General features: G+C 40.0%; 19 protein-coding genes. All 19 read right to left on the bottom strand.

What is annotated here, in order from left to right; translation table 11 throughout:
• Positions 1-3 precede the first annotated feature (3 nt).
• Entirely contained in the window at positions 4-777 is a 774-nt protein-coding gene (locus MHH37_RS04995; RefSeq protein ID WP_342575275.1) for a ribonuclease HII, read from the bottom strand.
• Between the two features lie 270 nt (positions 778-1,047).
• Positions 1,048-2,001 (bottom strand): ribosome biogenesis GTPase YlqF, encoded by a 954-nt coding sequence (gene ylqF / locus MHH37_RS04990; RefSeq protein ID WP_087615422.1) that lies wholly within the window; start codon positions 1,999-2,001, stop codon positions 1,048-1,050.
• Between the two features lie 285 nt (positions 2,002-2,286).
• A complete protein-coding gene (gene lepB, locus MHH37_RS04985) occupies positions 2,287-2,850 on the bottom strand; it encodes a signal peptidase I (RefSeq protein ID WP_008403307.1) in 564 nt (187 codons plus the stop codon).
• Positions 2,851-3,031: 181 nt separating this feature from the next.
• Positions 3,032-3,376: a 50S ribosomal protein L19 gene (gene rplS, locus MHH37_RS04980; protein ID WP_008403308.1), complete on the bottom strand. Its 345-nt coding sequence runs from the start codon at positions 3,374-3,376 to the stop codon at positions 3,032-3,034.
• Positions 3,377-3,507: 131 nt separating this feature from the next.
• Positions 3,508-4,236, bottom strand: a complete 729-nt coding sequence (gene trmD / locus MHH37_RS04975) for a tRNA (guanosine(37)-N1)-methyltransferase TrmD (RefSeq protein WP_008403309.1) — start codon at positions 4,234-4,236, stop codon at positions 3,508-3,510.
• On the bottom strand, positions 4,233-4,754 hold the full coding sequence (rimM, locus tag MHH37_RS04970; protein ID WP_008403310.1) for a ribosome maturation factor RimM: 522 nt from the start codon (positions 4,752-4,754) through the stop codon (positions 4,233-4,235). Before rimM ends, trmD begins: the two co-directional genes overlap by 4 nt.
• 244 nt (positions 4,755-4,998) lie before the next feature.
• A complete protein-coding gene (locus MHH37_RS04965; protein ID WP_008403311.1) occupies positions 4,999-5,232 on the bottom strand; it encodes a KH domain-containing protein in 234 nt (77 codons plus the stop codon).
• A gap of 27 nt (positions 5,233-5,259) precedes the next feature.
• Positions 5,260-5,532 (bottom strand): 30S ribosomal protein S16, encoded by a 273-nt coding sequence (rpsP, locus tag MHH37_RS04960; protein ID WP_008403312.1) that lies wholly within the window; start codon positions 5,530-5,532, stop codon positions 5,260-5,262.
• Positions 5,533-5,624: 92 nt separating this feature from the next.
• Positions 5,625-6,983 (bottom strand): signal recognition particle protein, encoded by a 1,359-nt coding sequence (gene ffh / locus MHH37_RS04955; protein WP_008403313.1) that lies wholly within the window; start codon positions 6,981-6,983, stop codon positions 5,625-5,627.
• A 12-nt stretch (positions 6,984-6,995) separates the two neighbouring features.
• A complete protein-coding gene (locus MHH37_RS04950; protein ID WP_008403315.1) occupies positions 6,996-7,331 on the bottom strand; it encodes a putative DNA-binding protein in 336 nt (111 codons plus the stop codon).
• A 201-nt stretch (positions 7,332-7,532) separates the two neighbouring features.
• Positions 7,533-9,026, bottom strand: coding sequence for an altronate dehydratase family protein (locus tag MHH37_RS04945; RefSeq protein WP_342575272.1), 1,494 nt, complete (start codon positions 9,024-9,026; stop codon positions 7,533-7,535).
• Positions 9,023-10,438: a tagaturonate reductase gene (locus MHH37_RS04940; RefSeq protein WP_342575271.1), complete on the bottom strand. Its 1,416-nt coding sequence runs from the start codon at positions 10,436-10,438 to the stop codon at positions 9,023-9,025. The genes MHH37_RS04945 and MHH37_RS04940 overlap by 4 nt, the downstream gene beginning before the upstream one ends.
• A 16-nt stretch (positions 10,439-10,454) precedes the next feature.
• Entirely contained in the window at positions 10,455-11,849 is a 1,395-nt protein-coding gene (uxaC, locus tag MHH37_RS04935; RefSeq protein ID WP_342575270.1) for a glucuronate isomerase, read from the bottom strand.
• A 12-nt stretch (positions 11,850-11,861) separates the two neighbouring features.
• Positions 11,862-13,142: a TRAP transporter large permease gene (locus MHH37_RS04930; protein WP_342575269.1), complete on the bottom strand. Its 1,281-nt coding sequence runs from the start codon at positions 13,140-13,142 to the stop codon at positions 11,862-11,864.
• Positions 13,142-13,657 (bottom strand): TRAP transporter small permease, encoded by a 516-nt coding sequence (locus MHH37_RS04925; protein ID WP_339263960.1) that lies wholly within the window; start codon positions 13,655-13,657, stop codon positions 13,142-13,144. Before MHH37_RS04925 ends, MHH37_RS04930 begins: the two co-directional genes overlap by 1 nt.
• A gap of 21 nt (positions 13,658-13,678) precedes the next feature.
• On the bottom strand, positions 13,679-14,659 hold the full coding sequence (locus MHH37_RS04920) for a TRAP transporter substrate-binding protein (RefSeq protein WP_342575267.1): 981 nt from the start codon (positions 14,657-14,659) through the stop codon (positions 13,679-13,681).
• Positions 14,660-14,849: 190 nt separating this feature from the next.
• The gene (locus tag MHH37_RS04915) at positions 14,850-15,836 is read right to left on the bottom strand and encodes a LacI family DNA-binding transcriptional regulator (RefSeq protein ID WP_342575265.1); all 987 of its coding nucleotides are present in this window, start codon (positions 15,834-15,836) and stop codon (positions 14,850-14,852) included.
• Between the two features lie 181 nt (positions 15,837-16,017).
• Positions 16,018-17,262 carry a signal recognition particle-docking protein FtsY gene (ftsY, locus tag MHH37_RS04910; protein WP_342575264.1) on the bottom strand — a complete coding sequence of 415 codons (1,245 nt, stop codon included), beginning with the start codon at positions 17,260-17,262 and terminating at the stop codon, positions 16,018-16,020.
• The gene (gene smc / locus MHH37_RS04905; protein WP_342575263.1) at positions 17,259-20,840 is read right to left on the bottom strand and encodes a chromosome segregation protein SMC; all 3,582 of its coding nucleotides are present in this window, start codon (positions 20,838-20,840) and stop codon (positions 17,259-17,261) included. Before smc ends, ftsY begins: the two co-directional genes overlap by 4 nt.

Raw genomic sequence — 20,840 nt, 5'->3', positions numbered from 1 at the left:
CCGTTACTCCCTTCTTTGAAGTATGGATTTTATCGGTTCGAATGTTTTTCGATGATGTATAGTCGGTCCATATTGCGCGATCGCTTCCAAATGCTGTTTTGTTCCATAACCTGCATGCTGGGCAAAACCATATTGCGGAAATTCGAGGTCCAGCTTCTCCATATAGTCATCACGTGCCGTTTTTGCTAAAATGGATGCCGCTGCGATTGCCAGGCTGCGGGCATCCCCCTTTATAATGGAAGCTTGCGGAATTGATGTTGAAAGAGTCATCGCATCGGCCAATATGTAATTTGGTGTGACTTCAAGTGCTTCAATACTTTTTAACATGGACTGTCGTGTTGCTTCATAAATGTTAAGGCGGTCAATTTCTTCGGCACTTTGAAAATGAACTGCATAATACAATGCATGTTTTTTAATCCGTTCAGCAAATTGATTGCGTTTTTCCTTTGACAATTGTTTGGAATCGTTTACACCAAGGAGTTCCTGACAGTGGTTCGGCAATATAACAGCCGCAGTTACGACAGGCCCTGCCAGTGGTCCGCGCCCGGCTTCATCTGTACCTGCAATATAGGCATGTTCATATGGTAAATAGCTTGCGTCAAATTGCAGTTTCTCATTATGTGCTTGTTGGAGTGCCTCCATCTTCTCAAGACGCTTTTGAAATTGTAACCATGCCTTTTGAACACCTGACCGTTCATCCTTTACTATAAAATCCATCCATGGCTCAATTTGTGCTGCTGTTTTCAATGCTTCTGTAATCTCTTTAATTGTTTTCATATAATGCCCTCAAATCTATTAATTCCGTTTTCTTTATATATCGTCAATTTCCATTCTGGAGGCCAACACGCTGTTGGTCACGAATGCGTTGTCACAGGGCGTGACGGTTTTAGCATTCGTTCCATACCCCCTTCATTCCAATCAACTTTGCTTTTTATCTAATTTTACTTTCTATCATTCTTACTTGTTATATCGTCTATTGTTCTTATTATAAAAGAAAAAACCTTTCTCAAATAAATGAAAAAGGTTTTGCCTGTCTATTATCCCACTTTATCCGTTGTTTTCTTGCTTTTTCTGGCGATTTAGCGCGGCAGTTTTTTTCCGGCGTTCTTCGTTTTCCAGGGCAATCGCTTCTTCCAGTTGCTCTTTTTCAAGTTGCTCGGAAACAAAGTCAAATGTGAGTTTCCCAAGATTCTGTTCACGAATGTCGCGTACAATTAATACGGACACCTGATCATAGTCAATCTCTCCGCCTTGTCCAAATACACGGCGTAATTTCCCGATTGCATCGAATGTTTCAACAAGCTCTTCGGATACAGATGAAATTTTATAGCGTTCTTCCATGCGTGTTGGATAGTGCGTTTCTAAAAAACGTAAGCCGTATACAGCCAAGTCTTCCATATTCGTAATCGTATCTTTAATCGCACCCGTTAATGCGAGCTTGTAGCCGACTTCCTGATCTTCAAACTTCGGCCATAAGATACCTGGTGTATCCAGAAGTTCTATTTCTTTACCGACTTTAATCCATTGCTGTGCTTTCGTAACACCTGGCATATTTCCTGTTTTCGCTAAGTTTTTCTTCGCTAAACGGTTGATTAAAGTGGATTTCCCGACGTTCGGAATACCGACAATCATGGCGCGGATCGCACGCGGCTTCATTCCTTTTGATTTCATGCGCTCCCATTTATCCGCCAAAATCTCCTGAGCAGCCTTTGTAACCGCCTGCAAGCCTTTCCCTTCCAACGAGTTGATTGCTACTGCTTTAAAGCCTCTGTCGGCAAAATATTGAATCCAGCGGCGTGTTTCCTGTTCATCGGCCATATCTTGTTTATTTAAAATGAGCAGACGCGGTTTTTGATGGATGACTTCATCGATCATCGGATTACGTGAAGATAATGGTAGACGTGCATCGACAAGTTCAAAAACGATATCGACAAGCTTTAAACTTTCCGATACTTGGCGGCGTGCTTTTGCCATATGTCCTGGAAACCATTGAATTGTCATAATGTATAACCTCCTGTAAATTACATACTTCTATTTTCAACAAAAAAATGAGGAGTTTAAACTGCCCCCTCATTTTAGACAATATTTAATATTTATTGTGATAATAATCCATCATCAAATATGGGGTTGATTTCCATTACGGGTCGGACGCTTTCCGCGGGCCCGGCTCGAGCCTGTAGTCTCTCCCTCGGGCTGATCCCGCAGGAGTCGCCTCCCCTTCATTCCAATCAACTGCTATGACATTTAAATAAGTCATCCTCATTTATTGATAAAAAACGATAAATATTACTTTACGATTTCAATTTCGTTTAACGGCCAGAAAATGATATTCGTATTACCGATAATTTCTTTCTGGTCGACAATGCCGATATGGCGGCTGTCTTTACTGAAGCGACGGTTATCGCCCATTACGAATACGTAGCCTTCCGGAATCACATCCAGTGACGGATCGATATCTTTCAGCGAGAAGTCGCCTGTTAGGTTGCCTTCGCTAATTTCGGCTTTATATGCGTCCAAATACGGTTCGTCGATCGGTTCCCCATTAATGTATAATTGATCATCCTTATATTCTACAAAGTCCCCTGGAACACCGATGACACGTTTAATATAGTCCTTTTGTTCTGGTGCGTGGAATACGACGATATCAAAACGGTCGGGTTCGCCGATTTTATAGCTGAATTTGTTGACGATCATGCGATCACCATTTTCAAGGGTAGGCATCATTGAATCCCCGTCTACTACAATCGGTGTAAATAAAAAGTAACGAATAAATGCGGCAATCGCAAACGCAATCAGTAGAGCTTTCGTCCATTCCCAAAGCTCATTTTTTTCTTTTTCAGTTTTTTCCACGTAGCTATCCCCCTTGCTCATCACATTTATTGTATACGAAATATGTATATCAAGCAAAAATCTAATCTAAATATTGCATCAGATTATCTATAGTTTATTGTCAAAATCACATGTTAATACACATTTTTTTATTTAAAGAAAGAAAGGGACTTGTATATACAAGCCCCCTTCTAAAAAGTTCTTATCGAATTTCTTTAATACGAGCAGCTTTACCACGTAAGTTACGTAGGTAGTAAAGTTTAGCACGACGTACTTTACCTTTACGTACTACTTCTAACTTAGCGATTTTTGGAGTGTGTACTGGGAAAGTACGCTCTACACCAACACCGTAAGAAATTTTACGTACTGTGAAAGTTTCGCTAATTCCGCCACCACGACGTTTAATAACTACACCTTCGAATAATTGGATACGTTCACGAGTACCCTCAACGATTTTAACGTGTACCTTAACTGTGTCACCTGGTTTGAATGTAGGTAAGTCTGAACGTAATTGATCTTTAGTGATCTCTGTAATAATGTTTGACATTGTTTTCTCTCCTTAGACAGATGCTCATGCACGCTAATTTAAGCCACAGCGGAACACCGTAATTCAGTGCTTACATTGAAGCACAAAATGAATCTTACCATAATTATTTTAGGCTTGCAAGTAGTTTTGCTTTACATTTCACTCTTAATTTTTTCAATTATTTTTATTTGCTTGTCCGTTAATTCAAGTGCTTCCAATAAATCCGGTCTACGCTCTAACGTACGCTTAAAGGACTGTTCCTCACGCCACGCTTCGATTTTCGCGTGATTGCCTGATAACAGTATATCCGGCACTTTCATCCCTCTAAAATCAGCTGGACGCGTATAATGAGGATGCTCTAATAACCCTGTTGAAAATGAATCCTGAATATGTGAATCTTCCTGCCCTAATACACCCGGCAATAAACGTACAACCGCATCGATTACCGTCATCGCAGGAAGCTCGCCGCCAGTTAAAACAAAGTCGCCGATTGAAATCTCATCTGTTACAAGATGTTCCCGGATTCGCTCATCATATCCTTCATAATGGCCGCAAAGGAATACTAAATCATCTTCCAGTGCAAGCTCCTCCGCCTTCTTTTGCGTGAAGCGCTCGCCTTGTGGACACATGAGTATAACACGCGGTTTGCGGCCTTCTGTAATGGCTTCAACCGCATTGAACATCGGCTCCGGCTTTAATACCATTCCCGCACCGCCGCCGTATGGGTAATCATCCACTTGTTTGTGCTTATTTACACTGTACTCCCGGATATCGGTTACTGCGAGCTCGACTGCACCTTTTTCCTGAGCCTTTTTTAAAATTGATGCGCCAAACACACCTGTGAACATATCGGGAAATAAACTTAATACGTGAATCTTCATTCTAGCAAACCTTCCATTACATGAATAATGATTTTCTTTTCATCGACATCAATATCTTTTACGATATCTTCAATGTAAGGAATGTAGTGTTTCTTACCATTTTGCGCTTTAACTTCCCATACGTCGTTTGCGCCTGTCTCTAAAATATCAGTAACAACGCCGATCAGTTCGCCCTCTTCCGAAAATACTTCACAATCTTTAATTTCAAAGTGATAGTATTCATTATCTTCAAGCTCATCTTCCGCTAATTGATCCATCGACACTTTTAAAAGACCTTCTTTAAATGGTTCCACTAAATTAATGTTTTCCATTCCTTCAAATGTCACCAATATAAAGTTTTTATGACGTCTTGAGGAACTGATCGTTACCCAAGTCGGTTTTTTATCATCTTTTTTGAATGCCGCAAGTTTAGAACCGACCGCAAAACGTTCTTCTTCAAAATCCGTCGTCGATAAAATTCGCAGTTCCCCACGAATACCATGTGTATTTACAATACGTCCTACATTAAACCATTCCATGTATATTCCACCTTTTATAATAATTTGTTACCACATAACTTTTATATACACCGTTGTTTGGAGTGAAGGCGGCGAAGTAACATTCAAATGCCTTTTGATTTGAATGTTACTTTGCGACGAAAGCGGAGCGACAGGAGCACATGCACAATGCTTCTATGGCAACCGCAATAAACTCCTACCGTAACGGAAAACAACATTATCATAACAAAAAAAGAAGGGTTAGCAAAATGCCACCCTTCTTTTACTAATCCAATATATCGACATACGTCTTTTTCTTCTGGTGGCCGCCCGCTGCTGAGTACACAATCGTACGAATTGCCTTCGCAACACGTCCTTGCTTGCCTATCACTTTCCCTCGATCCTCTGGATGAACAAAAAGTTTATAAACAACTCGATTGGAAGTTTCGTCCGTCTCAATACGAACGTCTTCCGGATAATCGACTAACGGTTTCACAATTGCTTCAATCAGCTGCTGCATAATGCCACCTCCGAATTAATCATTGAATTATTTGCTGTATTTAGCGTTATGGAATTTTTCCATGATACCTTGTTCTGAGAACAGGTTACGTACAGTATCAGATGGTTTTGCACCATCAGTTAACCATTTAAGAGCTTTCTCTTCATCGATTTGTACTGTAGCTGGAACTGTAAGTGGGTTGTAAGTACCTACTGTTTCGATTTGACGGCCATCACGTGGTGAACGAGCGTCTGCAACTACGATACGATAGAAAGGAGATTTTTTAGCTCCCATACGTTTTAAGCGAATTTTAACTGCCATTTTAATAGCACCTCCGAATAAGTTTCACACAAGATATTATATTAGCAATGTCTTGATGGTTTGTAAAGTGTTTTTTCTTAACACCTTATTTTTTATTTAAATAATGAATCAAAACCAGGCATTTTCATCTTCTTTTTACCTTTACCCTGAGCCATGCCCGTCATCTGTTTCATCATTTTTTTCATTTCTTCAAACTGCTTCAATAAGCGGTTTACTTCTTGAATTGTCGTCCCCGAACCAGTGGCAATACGCTTTTTACGGCTCGCCGAAATAATTTCAGGGTTTGTTTTTTCATTTGGTGTCATCGAATAGATAATTGCTTCGATGCGTCCCATCTGCTTTTCATCGACTTTGACATTGTCAAGGCCCTTCATTTTGTTTGCACCCGGAATCATTTTCAATAATTCATCAAGTGGTCCCATTTTTTTCACAGCTTGGAGTTGTTCGATAAAGTCATCAAATGTAAAGCTCTGTGTCATGAACTTTTCTTCTAGCTCTTTTGCCTTTTCCATATCAACGTTTGCTTGTGCTTTTTCGATCAGTGACAGGACATCGCCCATCCCTAAAATACGTGAAGCCATACGCTCCGGATGGAAAGGTTCCAGTGCATCCATCTTTTCGCCCATACCGACAAATTTAATCGGTTTCTCTGTAACCGAGCGAATCGACAGTGCCGCACCACCACGAGTATCACCGTCTAATTTTGTTAAGACAACGCCCGTAATGCCGACAGTTTCGTTAAAGCTTTGCGCAACATTTACAGCATCTTGACCTGTCATGGCATCAACAACTAAAAATACTTCATCCGGCTCTTTTAAACCGCGAATGTCTTTCAGTTCCTGCATCAGTTCTTCATCAATATGAAGACGACCGGCTGTATCGATTAATACAACGTCCAAATGCTCTTCCTTTGCATGCTCGATAGCCTGACGTGCAATTTCAACAGGTGAAACATCTGTACCAAGTGAGAACACCGGCAGTGATAATTGTTTCCCTAATGTCTGTAATTGCTCTACAGCCGCTGGACGGTATATATCTGCTGCAACGAGTAATGGTTTTTTATTATATTTTTTACGTAATACATTCGCCAATTTACCTGTAGTTGTCGTCTTACCTGCACCTTGTAAACCAACCATCATAATGACAGTAGGCGGACGGTTGCTGAATTTAATCGGACTCTGCTCGCCGCCCATTAAATTCTTCAATTCATCCTGAACAATTTTAATGACTTGCTGACCAGGTGTTAATGATTTCATGACGTCGACGCCGACTGCACGCTCACTAACTTTTTTAACGAATTCTTTTACTACCTTTAAGTTTACGTCCGCTTCGATTAAGGCAAATCGGACTTCACGCATCATTTCTTTAACGTCTTGTTCCGTTACTTTCCCTTTACCTTTAATCTTTTGGATCGTACCTTGGAGTCGCTCTGCTAAACCTTCAAAAGCCAACTCGTTCGCCCCCTAATCCGATTCCTTCAGTTGTTCAACCAATGCTAGTTTCGCCTCTGTCGTAGAAGCCTCATCCATGATCGCATTCGTCAATTGTTTTAACACGATTTGACGTTGTTGAAACTTTTCGAATAAATTTAGTTTTTCTTCATATTCTTCAAGCATCGCCTCAGTACGGCGAATATTATCGTAAACAGCTTGGCGTGAAATATTATAACTTTCGGCGATTTCTCCTAACGAGTGATCGTCCAAGTAATATAGTTCCATGTAGCTGCGCTGTTTATCAGTTAATAACGCTTGATAAAAGTCGAAGAGAAAGTTCATGCGTGTTGTTTTTTCAAGTAGCATTTTTATCTCTCCAATCATAATTTGTCTATCTTATCATAATCTTGTGGGCAGTTACTGTCAAGGTAATCCCCTTGTCCATTGAAGAACCTTTTCTTTTCATTAATAAACAATTTCAAAAAAATGACGATGCTCTTTCACGAAAAAGAGAGCATCGCCATTTCTTATATAATAGGAAGAATATGATAAACCGGACCAAATTTTCTACAGGGTAACACCTGTTTTAAAAATAGCCATTTCTTTGAAATTCATTCGTTCATGGTTTAATTGCTCGCCACTAGCAACAGCAATAATATATTGAATAAATTCTTCCAAAACCGCATCTTCGTCTACGCCATCTTCTAGTATTTGCCCTGCATTGAAATCAATCCAATGCTTTTTCTGTTCATAAATAGCGCTGTTTGTGGATATTTTCATCGTAGGTACAAATGAGCCGAATGGCGTACCGCGACCTGTAGTAAACAGCACTAATTGACAACCTGCAGATGCAAGCGCTGTACATGCAACAAGATCATTTCCCGGCGCACTCAATAAATTCAACCCGCGCTTTTTTAACCGCTCTCCGTATTTTAAAACGTCGACAATTTCAGCACTGCCCGCTTTTTGCGTACAGCCTAACGATTTGTCTTCAAGCGTAGTGATTCCGCCTGCCTTATTGCCTGGTGAAGGATTTTCATAGATCGGCTGATTGTAGTCGATAAAGTACTGCTTAAAGTCATTAATAAGCGAAACAATCTTCCCGAATGTTTCCTCATCTTGTGCGCGGTTCATTAAAATCGTTTCCGCTCCAAACATTTCCGGCACTTCCGTCAGCACTGTTGTACCACCCTGGGATACTAAAAAGTCGGAGAAACGCCCTAGAAGAGGATTCGCCGTAATGCCAGATAAGCCGTCTGAACCGCCACATTTCAGTCCGATACGCAATTCACTGATCGGAATATCCTCTCGTCGATCGTTGCGGACTGCCTCATGTAGTGCTACAAGCGCTTCTACACTTGCTTCAACCTCATCATCAACTTGTTGGGACACGACAAATTTCACACGGGACGTATCGTAATCGCCAAGTTCCTGCTTCATCTGTTCAATTGTATTATTCTCGCAGCCCAGCCCTAATACAAGCACAGCTGCAGCATTCGGATGGTTAACAGCATCCAGTAAAATAGTACGTGTATTTTCATGGTCATCACCTAATTGCGAACAACCAAAATTATGCTTTAATACAAGCGTGGATTCAAAAGGCGCAATACTTCCTACCCGTTGCTCAAATTCACGAATGATCATGTCCGCAATACCATTCACACATCCGACTGAGGGTATGATCCATAGTTCATTTCGTATACCGACTTCACCATTGCTGCGTCGGTACCCTTTAAATGTTAAATTACGTTGCGGATAGTTCAATGAAATATCTTTCTTGTCGTAATTGTAGTTAATGATGTCCTGCAAATTTGTTTTTACATTATGCGTGTGGACGACCGTTCCTTTTGCAATGTCTTCAGTAGCATGCCCAATCGGATAGCCGTACTTTATAATATGTTCCCCTTTTTGAATGTTACGTGTGGCAATTTTATGCCCTCTAGGAACTTCCTGCTCTAGATTAATCTTCTCTTGGCCGATTGAAAATGGTTCGCCCGCTTCAAAGGAACGTAAAGCGACCGCAACATTATCAGACGAATGAATGACAATCGTTTCTTTCATAATCCTAGTGCCTCCTCTTCCAATTCCGCAATGAACTGTGCTGTTTGGCTCTCTTTAAACGCCGTAATTGCCTGCCGGACAAATTGTTCAAGTTGCGGAATCGTTGTTAAATCTATCCCCCAAAGATTTTCATTACTCAGTACACCCGCTAATGGCTTTGCCTTAATTTGCTCGATCGCTTCCGGAGCATCTTGCGGTGAAAATACTTCTGGAGTTTGATATAAGTATATCCACGCAGCCAATGCTGTTGTTAAATGTTTTGGAAGTGTTGCATATTGCTTATAATACGCCAGTAGCGATGGGATATTTCTAGTTTTAAACTTGGCAAGCGCATTAAGTGCAATACTTTTTACGTAATGTGCAATAAACGGATTTTCAAAGCGTTCTAATATCGCCTGTTGATATGTCATTAACTGTTCTTTGTCGCCATTAATCGTAGGAATCACTTCCTTTACAAGTAAACGTTGAACGAAAGGTCTTAATTTAGAGTGTTCCATCACTTGCCCGACTGTATCTATATCCAGCAAAATAGCAAGCGGTGTTAAGGCAGAGTGTGCACCATTGAGCATTTTCACTTTACGCTCCCGGTAGTAACTCAAGTCGTCTACAAGCTTTACTTCAAATTGATTATTAACTAACGGAAAAGAATGAAGCGCTTCTTCATTTTCTATTACCCAAATATAATACGGTTCTGCAGCAACGAGTAATTTATCCTCATAACCAAGCTTCAACGTCAATTCTTCATATTGGCTTTTCGGGAATCCGGGTACGATTCGGTCAACAAGTGTATTGCAGAACGTATTGGCACCTGTCACCCAATCGATGAAGCTCTGCCCTAAATCCCATGCATTTGCATAGTTTACAATCCCGTTTTTTAAAGCGGTACCGTTCTGTTCAATTAATTCGCACGGTAAAAAGATCAGCCCTTTTGACGGATCCGCTCCAAATGTTTCATAGCGTTTCCATAAAAAGTGCGTCACATTGGCCACAAAGTTTGTTGATGGCTGTGTATCAAATGGAAGCTGCTCATATACAATTCCTGCCTCCGTTGTATTGGATACAACATATTGGAGGTCTTCCGAAACCGCGAGCTTCATATATTCTTCATACTGGTTTTGCAATGAAATACTGCGCGAGACACTTTCAATCACTTGTTCATAATTGACTTGCTGACCATTTTGAATCCCTTGCGTAACAAGTGTGTATAGACCGTCTTGCGCATTGATCAATTCTGATGTACTTCCTGATGTCGACTGGACAATAACAATTCCTAAATCCTGTTGCTGCTGTAAATTCGCTTCATGTATGAGCCAATCAACAAAAGCACGGAGAAAATTCCCCGTGCCGAATTGGACAATACGCTCTACGACAGCTGTTTTTCGAGTATACACTTCGTTAGATAACTGTTGCATGCTTCATCCACCTCATTTAAAAGTTAAAGTAATTTTTTGCATTGTAATAGCAAATATCTTGTACGATTGTTCCAAGAAGCTCGTAATCTTCAGGGAATTCTCCATTTTCCACCCATTCTCCAATGAGATTACATACTAAACGTCTAAAATATTCGTGACGTGTGTAGGACAGGAAACTACGCGAATCAGTCAGCATACCGATAAAGCGGCTGAAAATCCCGATACTCGCAAGTGCCTTCATCTGATCAAGCATTCCTTCTTTTTGGTCATTAAACCACCAGGCCGTACCGAATTGAATTTTCCCAGGGACTTTTTCCTGGAAGCTTCCGACTATACTTGCAATAACATAATAGTCTTTCGGATTTAATGAATAAACAATCGTTTTCGGTAATGCATCTTCAAGTGCAAGCGCATCCAATAAACGTGTCAATGGTATTGCGATTGGTCCGTCATTAATGCTGTCATACCCTGTATCCGGCCCTAAATTATTGAACTGACGTGTATTGTTGTTACGGTGTGCCGAAATATGATATTGCATCGCCCAATTGTAAGAAGCGTACTGTTTCCCTAAAAAGATCAGTAATGCTGTTTTATATTTTGCTTCTTCTTCCAGCGATACTTGTTCCCCCGCAAGCCCCTTTTCAAAAATAGCACTCACTTCTTGTTCTGTCGCTTCAGCATAATAAATCGTATCCAATGCATGGTCTGACACTTTACCACCGACTTCATTAAAAAACTGAATTCGTTTTGCAAGAGCTTCTTTTAATTGTTCATAAGACTCGATTGTTTCGCCGACAACTTCCGATAATGATCCGATCCAGGCCGCAAATGTCGGCTTATTGATTTCCAATGCTTTATCCGGTCTGAAACTCGGCAGTACTTTCACGTTAAACTGCTCATCTTTTTGAAGTGCAATATGATATTCAAGTGAGTCAATCGGATCATCTGTAGTGCAGATCACTTCTACTTTTGAGTCCAAAATTAACTGACGAGCTGTCTTTTGAGGTAATTGTTCATTTACATTATCCCAAATAGCCCGTGCTGTTTTTTCATTTAATATTGTTTCTTCATTAAAGAATCGGCGCAGTTCTAAATGTGTCCACTGATATAAAGGGTTGCCAATTGTATACGGAACGGTTTTTGCCCATGCTTCAAAACGCTCATAATCATCTGCATCACCTGTTACAAGATGCTCTGGAACTCCATTTGCGCGCATCGCACGCCATTTATAATGATCACCGTACAACCAAGCCTCTGTTATATTTTTAAATTGCTTATCCTCATAAATTTCCTGAGGACTTAAATGACAGTGGTAATCGATAATCGGTAAATCTTTTGCATAGTCGAAATACAACTTTTCCGCTACTTTATTGTTCAATAAAAATGAGTCATCCAAAAATATTTTTTCCATATTCTAGTCCCCTTACTTTAATAGTAATTCCGGAAGTTTTAACGTAATGTCTGGAACAAACGTAATTAATAATAGTATAATAATCATTGCACCATAGAATGGAAGCATTCCCTTTGTCGCTTTTTCAATCGGTATCTTTCCGATCGCACATCCGACAAACAGACATGTGCCAACTGGCGGCGTTACAAGACCGATTGCCAAGTTCAGAATTAATACAACACCGAATTGAACCGGATCCATACCTGCTTCAAGCGCTACAGGTAATAAAATTGGTGTCGCAATTAAAATTAACGGTGCCATGTCCATGAACATTCCTAATACTAGTAAAATGATATTAATAATTAATAATGTTACAAAATCATTCGGCGAAACAGCCAATAACGTTTCGGTTACCATTGCAGGTACTTTTAGAAATGCAAGTAACCAGCCGAATGCCGAAGAAGCAGCAATTAAAAACAGTACCATCGATAATGTTTTTACTGTACGTTTTAAAATGTTCCCCATTGCCGATAGCGGCACGTCTTTATAAACGAAGAACGAAATAATAAACGCATATAATGCACCGATTGCCGCAGATTCAGTCGCTGTGAAAACACCCGATAATATTCCACCAATAATAATGACCGCTGTAAACAATCCTAATAATCCTTCACGTACAATTTTCGGAACTTCTTCACGCTTAATCGGTTCACCTTTCGGATAATTACGTTTTACTGCAATCGTATACGCAAAGATCATTAAAATTAACCCTAATGCAATACCAGGAACTATTCCCCCCATAAACAATGCACCAACCGATACACCACCGGCAGCAGTAGAATAAATGATCATATTATGACTTGGCGGAATTAAAACCCCTTGTGCAGCACTTGAAATTGTAACGGCAACAGAATATTCCGCATCATATTTTTGCTTTTTCATCATCGGAATTAATACAGAACCAATTGATGAAACGTCCGCTACAGCCGAACCGGAAATACCCCCAAAAAACGTTGAAGATAAAACGTTTACCATTGCTAAACCGCCGCGTACTTTACCGACAATAACGTTCGCTAGATTAATTAAACGACGTGAAATACCGCCTTCATTCATAATTTCACCAGCTAAAATGAAAAATGGAATCGCAATAAGCGAAAAACTATTCAATCCACTTACCATTCGCTGTACAATAGCTGCTAAATCAATCCCTAAGTAAATCGTAGTGACAAATGACGATACAGCCAGACAAAGTGCAACCGGCACTCGTAAAAGTAATAACACTACAAATACTGCAAGTAAAATCCCAATCCCCATTATTTAGCCGCCTCCATCGCTTCTTTGGCATCGTCATCAAAATCTTCATGTATCGCATCTTTAAAGAACATTTCAACCCCATAAATGAACGTTAAAATACCACTGACAGGAATTGCACTGTATAGAAAACTTTGCGGTAATCCTGTACCAGCCATTAGCGATCCGTGCATTAAAAATGTAAAACGGAAGCCGTAGTAAATAAAAATAATACTCATGGCGATCACTAAAACTTTTGTAATGAGATCAATTTTCTTTTGAATGTTCTTTGGCATCAAGCCTACAAAAACCCCTACCCCAATATGTAAGTTGTCTCTAAAACCAATAGCAATTCCGATAAAGGCAATCCAAATCAGTAAAAGCAATGCCAACTCTTCCGTCCATCTCGGTGTGAAATCTAAAAAGTTACGTGTGAATATTTGATAAATGATGATTAGTGTCATTGCAACAATCATTGTTCCTAACAGATAATCAAGACTGCGGTCTAAAATACTTTTTGCTTTTTTTATAGTAGCCACTCGTTTGCCCTCCCCTTTGTTTTACTTAACTAATGATTGAATCTTCTCTAAATTCTCTTTAAATTGCTCACCGTATTTTGTGTAGATCGGTTGAACAGCTTCTTGCCAAGGTGTGACATCATCGATGACAGTAACTGTATTTCCGGCATTTTTTGCTTCACGCAAAGACTCTTCTTCCAACTCTGCCCACGCTTTTCGTTGCACTACTTGTGATTCCAGCGCCGCTTCCTTAAAGATTTCCTTATCTTTATCGGATAACGTATCCCAGAATGCTTTCGAAGCCGTCAAAACTTCGGGTACACCAGAATGTCCATCCATCGTTATGTACTTGGCCACTTCGAAATGATTCGTCGTGTAGTAACTCGGGAAGTTGTTTTCAGCCCCATCAATTACCCCTGTTTGAATAGCCGAATATACTTCACCATAGGACATTGCTGTGGCAGATGCTCCTAACGCCTCAACCATGTCAATATTTAAACTTGATTGCTGAACTCTTATTTTTAGCCCCGCTAAATCTTCCGGTGATTTTACTTCCCGGATTGCATTATAGAAATGACGATTTCCGGAATCGTAAAAAGCCAGACCTTGTAAATTTGATTCGCTTAATCCATCTAATAATGTCTCGCCGATATCACCATTCAATACTTCCCACTTATGTTCATCATCTGAAAACAAGTATGGTAAGGATAAAACACCTAATGACTCCGAGAATTCCATTAAAGGACTGCCATTAACTCGCGCCAGTTCAATTGCCCCAACCTGCATTAATTCAATGGCACTCTTTTCGTCACCAAGCTGTCCCCCTGTGTAAACTTCCACTTTATAACGTCCATTTGTTTTTTCTTCAATTAATCTCGCAAATTCATAATCGCCGACTGAAGTAGGATAATCATCTACCTGGTTCTCTGCTAAAATGATTGTTTGAGCTTCTTCTGAAGAATTACAAGCAGTTAAAAATATTGTTAATGCAAGTAATAGCATTAAAACCCCTTTTGTTTTCATCATTTTTCCCCCTTGTATGCGTTTACATTTAGCTAAAACGATTTAGTAAAACGTTTTATTAAGAAATAATAAATTATCTTTCAAACATTTGCAAGGACTATTCTTAATTTTTAGAATATTAAACATAAAAAATAATATTCTATAATTTAAGAGGACCTGTTCTTATACAGTTCCTCAATCGTTATCATTTTTATACTAAAATGGGATCAAAACGGTATGCGGATAATAATTCTTCTGTGTAGCCGCTTTTTTTGATTTGGAGAAACAAATGAACGGCTTGTTTGGCCATTTCTTCTGTTGGCTGTTCAATCGTTGTCAATTTTGTAGACATAAATTTAGCTAATGGCATTTCGTCAATTACGGCAATACCGATCTTCGCTAAAAAATCCGGAGCATGTTCTTTTAAATAATGTAAAATTGCGAGCAGCATGCGGTCATTTCCGGCAATGATACCATCGAGGTTGACTTCTGTAAGCAAATGATTGAACTTTTCAGGCAGTTTTTCTGCTGAAGTAGCAATTACTTGGTGTTCTCCATAAGCTATCCCCCTATTATTCATTGCCTTGCGGAAACCTTCAAGCCTTTCGACACGTGGCGTAATATTTTGTTCGATCGAGCCTGCCACAATAGCTAAATTGCTATACCCCTTATTTAACAATTCCCCAACTGCCAGATCGATTGCTTTTTCATTATTCAATAGAACACTTGGAATTTTCACATCGGCAATCATACGATCTAAAAATACTACCGGTATATTACTGTTATATAGATAGTCATACAAATCTTTGTTGTTGCCTGTAGGGAAAAGAATAAATCCTTCTACCTGCTTTGCGAGCAGCAAATCAATATGTTCACGTTCCAGTTGCGGATTATCATTTGCATTGCACACAATGACTTGAAAACCGTGCTGCTGAAACTGACGCTCTAAATGATGGACGATATGCGTAGTAAACGTGTACATAATATTGGCAACTATAATCCCTATTGTTTGTGTACCTTTGTTTTTCAGGCTTCGTGCTAAAATATTTGGTCGATAGCGTAGTTTTTCAACGGCTAACTGGATTTTTGCCCGTGTTTCAACACTCATGTACTCATAGCGCTGATTCATAAATTGTGAAACAGTACTGACCGAAACATTTGCTTCCTTAGCAACGTCGGCAATTGTTACTTTTTTCATTTTTGACTCCTTTTGTAAAAGTTTACTAAAACGTTTTGGTAAAGTTTATCATGTCAAAAGATAATACGTAATGCAACCCCTCAATTTGAAATTAAATGAAAAATCAGTCGATTGAATCATTTTTCAATAAAAAAGCAATTCGTAAAATGAATACGAATTGCTTTTTGAATATAATAAATCATTACTCTTCTGATTTTTTAAGTTCTTTTTCAAGTCCCTCGGCAAATAAACCGTATACATAACGTTCTGCGTCGAATGGCTGCAGATCGTCCATTTTTTCACCAAGTCCTACAAATTTCACCGGGATGTGCAGTTTATTGCGAATTGCCAATACAATACCGCCTTTTGCCGTACCATCCAGTTTTGTTAAAACAATACCAGTTACATTTGTTGCCTCTTTGAACATTTGAGCCTGAACAAGCGCATTTTGGCCTGTTGTCGCATCCAATGCGAGCAATACTTCATGCGGTGCATCCGGAATTTCACGAGAAATTACACGGTGCACTTTTTCAAGTTCGTTCATTAAGTTGACTTTGTTTTGCAGACGGCCGGCTGTATCGCAAATTAAAATATCGACACCTCGGTTTTTGGCTGCACGAATGGCATCATACATTACTGCAGCCGGATCGGAACCTTCTGACTGTGCTATGACTTCTACACCGACACGGTCACCCCATACTTGCAGCTGCTCAATGGCACCGGCACGGAAAGTATCACCCGCTGCCAGCATCACTGATTTCCCTTCTGATTTTAAACGGTGGGCCAATTTACCGATTGTCGTTGTCTTACCGACACCATTTACACCAACAAATAAAATAACCGTTAAATCTCCGCTCTGCTGAATATTTAATTCTATTAAATTTTCTTCGCCAGATTCATAAATTTCAACAAGCTTTTCAGATATAATCGCTTGAATTCCATTTGTATCTTTAATGTTTTGACGCTGTACTTCAAAACGTAATTTATCCATTAATTCCATCACGGTCTCAAAGCCTACATCCGCTTGCAGCAATACATCTTCAAGTTCTTCAAAGAAATCTTCATCCACTTTACGGTAACGTGCAACTAAATCATTTACTTTAGAAGTGAAAGAATTACGTGTTTTTTCTAATCCCGCTTTAAACTTCTGTGTAATCGACCAGGCAGACTCCTTTTGAGGTTGTTCCACAACATCAGTGTCCGATTGATTCGATATCTCCTCTTCAACAGGTTTATTTTCTTCAATTGCCGGCTGTTCAATTGTTTCTTCCTGCTCTTTTTCAACAATTTGTTCAGAATTAGGATCTTCTTCCTCGACAGTTTCAATTAATCGATTTTCTTCCTGTACTTGTTCGTCAAGCGGTAACAAATCCACCTGTTGATCTTGTTGTTCTTGTTGTTCACTATTACCTGCCAGTTTTTCTTTCAGTCGCTTAAAAAAACTCATCTTCCGCCACTCCCTTGCGCTACTAATTCAGCATGTTCTTCCAGTTTTACGGATACAAGTTTCGATACACCTGACTCTTGCATTGTAATACCATACAGAACATCTGCCCCTTCCATCGTGCCTTTACGGTGCGTAATGACGATGAATTGAGTATGCTCACTAAATTTACGTAAATATTCACTATAACGCACAACATTCGATTCATCCAATGCTGCTTCAACCTCATCCAAAATACAGAATGGTACAGGTCGCGTATTTAAAATCGCAAACAATAAAGCAATAGCCGTTAATGCTCGTTCTCCGCCGGAAAGCAGACTTAAGCTTTGTAGTTTCTTCCCTGGAGGCTGGGCAATAATTTCAATGCCTGTCTCTAACATATTATTAGGATCCAACAGCACCAGATCAGCTGTACCGCCACCAAACAGCTCTCTAAAGGAAATGACGAATTGCTTGCGAATTTGTTTAAATGTTTCACTGAAACGTTCTGTCATTTCTTCATCCATCTCGCCGATTGCTTTGTGCAGCGTATCTTTTGCAGCGACCAAATCTTCGCGTTGTTCACTTAAAAATGTATAGCGTTCCTGAACACGCTCATATTCTTCAATCGATGTTAAATTGACTGGACCTAGTTCCTCGATCGATTGCTTCAACAGCTTTACTTTCCGTCGAACTTGTTCTTCGTCCTCTATGCCGATTGCTTCTTCTTGAGCAGATAAAATATCAAGTTCATATTGCTCGAGCAACTGCTCTTGCAAACTATTCATTTCAAATTCAATTCGGCTGCATTTCAGCTCCAATGCACGCAAAGCATCGACATAGCTTTTGTGTACTCGCTGTATTTCCTGCAGGTGGATTTCATTTTCCGTAACTTGCTCATGCAAAGTAGAACGCATTGTTCGGTTCTTTTGAATAATTTCTGTTAACGCGTCTTTTTTCTCCGTCCATTCGACAATTGTTTGGGCCAATTCTTCTGCAGATGGCCCGTTTAAGCCATCTTCAGATTCCACCCAGTCGATTTCCCGGGAAATTTTTTCGACATTTGCCTGTGCTTTTGACAAATTCAGTTCAATTCCTGCAATCGATGCCTGTACTTGCGTTAATTGTTCTTGGGCAACAGCAAGCTCAGATCTTTGTTGGGCCAACTGTTCACGCAGCACATCTTTTTGTGTTTCACTCTGTGCCTTAGCAAGTGTCAGTTCATCAACCGTTTGCTGAATTTCCTGTAATTCTTTACTTAATTCGGCTAATCGTGATTGTGCAGCTACCTGTTGTTCATTTAAAGATTCTTTACGTGTCGATAATGAAGTTTGCTCCGACTGCGTAATCGTTACAGTCGTCTGCAGGTTCTTTACAATCATATCGAGCTCCATAAGCTTCGCACGGTGGATTTGCTCTTGTTCACGCAATGATTCACCTTGCAGCTTCATCTCTTCCAATGAATGTCGTAATGCTGCAATCTGTTCTTTCTTCGTCGCTACCGTATGCTCTGCAGAATGGATTGTTGTTTCCATTTCCCCTAATGTTGATACGAGTTTGTCGAGTTCGGCTTTTCGCGAGAACAATGAACTTTGCTGTTTTACGGCACCACCGGTTAAGGAACCACCAGCATTCACGATGTCTCCTTCAAGTGTAACAACCCGGTACTTAAATCCGCATAAACGGGCAATTTGACTCGCGCCTTCTAAAGAAGATGCAACTAGTACATTACCTAAAAGGTTTTCAATAATTGTAGTATTTTCTTGTGCATAATTCACTAGTTCATATGCTAAGGCAACATATGCAGGATGTGATTGAATATCACTTAATTGCTGTGCATGAATCTTCCGAGAGCGCATGACTGTTTTCGGTAAAAATGTTGCACGACCTGCACGTTTTTGCTTCAACCAGCCAATTGCTTTTTGGGCATGTTGTTCATTATCAGTCACAATATGCTGTGAAGCTGCGCCTAATGCTGTTTCAATTGCCTGTGAGTATTTCGCCTCGACTTGAATCAGCTCGGCAACCGCACCTTCAATCCCTTGCAGTTCTTTACGATCCCGCGCTAAAAGGACTTCCTTAACACCATGGAAGAAGCCTGAAAAATCAGCCTCAAGTTCAGCCAATGTTTCTTTACGTGCCTTTAATTGCTGATGATGCTGATAAGCTTTATACAATAATGCTTGCTTTTCATCTAAATCGGCAGTCGCTGATTTTAACTGAAGCTGCATGACATCAAAATGACCAAGCTGCTCTTTCACAGACTGTTCTGCCTGTTCCAGCGCACGTTCTGTCACTTCTTTTGCAACAAGTGCTTCAGTCAGTTCTTTTTGAATTTCTGATGAACGACCTGTCATTCGCTCAACAGATGCCTGTTCCTGCGAAAGTTGCTGGTCGATATGCTTTAATTCATTTTTTACTGTCGCTTCTTCGTTCAGCAAGTTAATATACGTATTTTTCGCATCTTCAATTTCTTGTTCGATTTCCGAAGCAGAGCGTGTTAAAGCTTGCTCTACTTGCTTTAACGTTGAACGAATTTCAGTTACGATTTTTTGCTTTTCCGTAAACTGACCGTGTTTTTCCCGTTCAGCCTCTTGCAGATCTTTTACCGTATTGGATGCTTCCGTTAAGCTATCACGTAGTTGCTGAATTTGTTTTTCGGCATTTGAACGCTTTTCGTTAAATAGCGCTTTACGCCCTTCCCAACGTTCTACTTCTGCGCTCGCTTCGACAAGCTGCTCTTGAGAACTGTCCAGCACTTCATCAATCGCTTTTAACTCCGTACGCATTTTGCGCAATTGCTGTTCAACTGTCGCAATTTCCGTTGCATGTTCTTTTTCGGTTACTGTTAATTTGCGCTGCTCTTCGGTATAGCCTTGCAATACTTTCCCGCTTGTATGGATATCATGAACCATTAATGCTATATCAAAATCTTTCAGTTCTTCTGTCATCCGCACATAATCTTTCGCACTGGAAGCCTGAATTTTCAATGGCTCCAGGCGCTGGTCGATTTCATGCAAAATATCGAGAACCCGATTTAGATTTTCATCTGTTTCAACAAGTTTATGCTCCGCTTTTTTCTTACGCAGCTTATATTTTAAAACACCTGCAGCCTCTTCAAAAATACTGCGGCGGTCATCTGGACGGCTGTTTAATATTTCATCAACTCGTCCTTGGGAAATAATTGAAAAGGCTTCTTTCCCAAGCCCCGAATCCATAAACAAGTCTGTAATATCCTTCAGGCGACACTGCTGGTTATTCAATAAATATTCACTCTCGCCCGAGCGATAGACACGTCTTGTCACACTTACCTCTGTATAAGGTATTGCTACTTGTTCATCTGTATTATCTAAAACAAGTGTAACTTCCGCAAAGTTCAGTGCTCTTCTCGATTCACTTCCTGCAAAAATAACGTCTTCCATTTTGGCTCCACGCAGGCTTTTGGCAGACTGCTCTCCTAATACCCACCGGATTGCATCTGTTACATTACTTTTCCCACTACCATTTGGTCCTACAACTGCAGTAACACCAGGTACAAAATCGATCCCGATTCGTTCGGCAAATGATTTAAAGCCTACTACTTCGAGTCTTTTAAGGAACAT

Origin of the sequence: Solibacillus sp. FSL K6-1781, assembly GCF_038630735.1 — a bacterium.
In the GTDB taxonomy this organism is placed as follows: Bacteria; Bacillota; Bacilli; order Bacillales_A; family Planococcaceae; genus Solibacillus; species Solibacillus silvestris.
The sequence above is the reverse complement of the archived record's forward strand: the minus strand, read 5'-3'. Positions and strand labels throughout refer to the sequence as shown.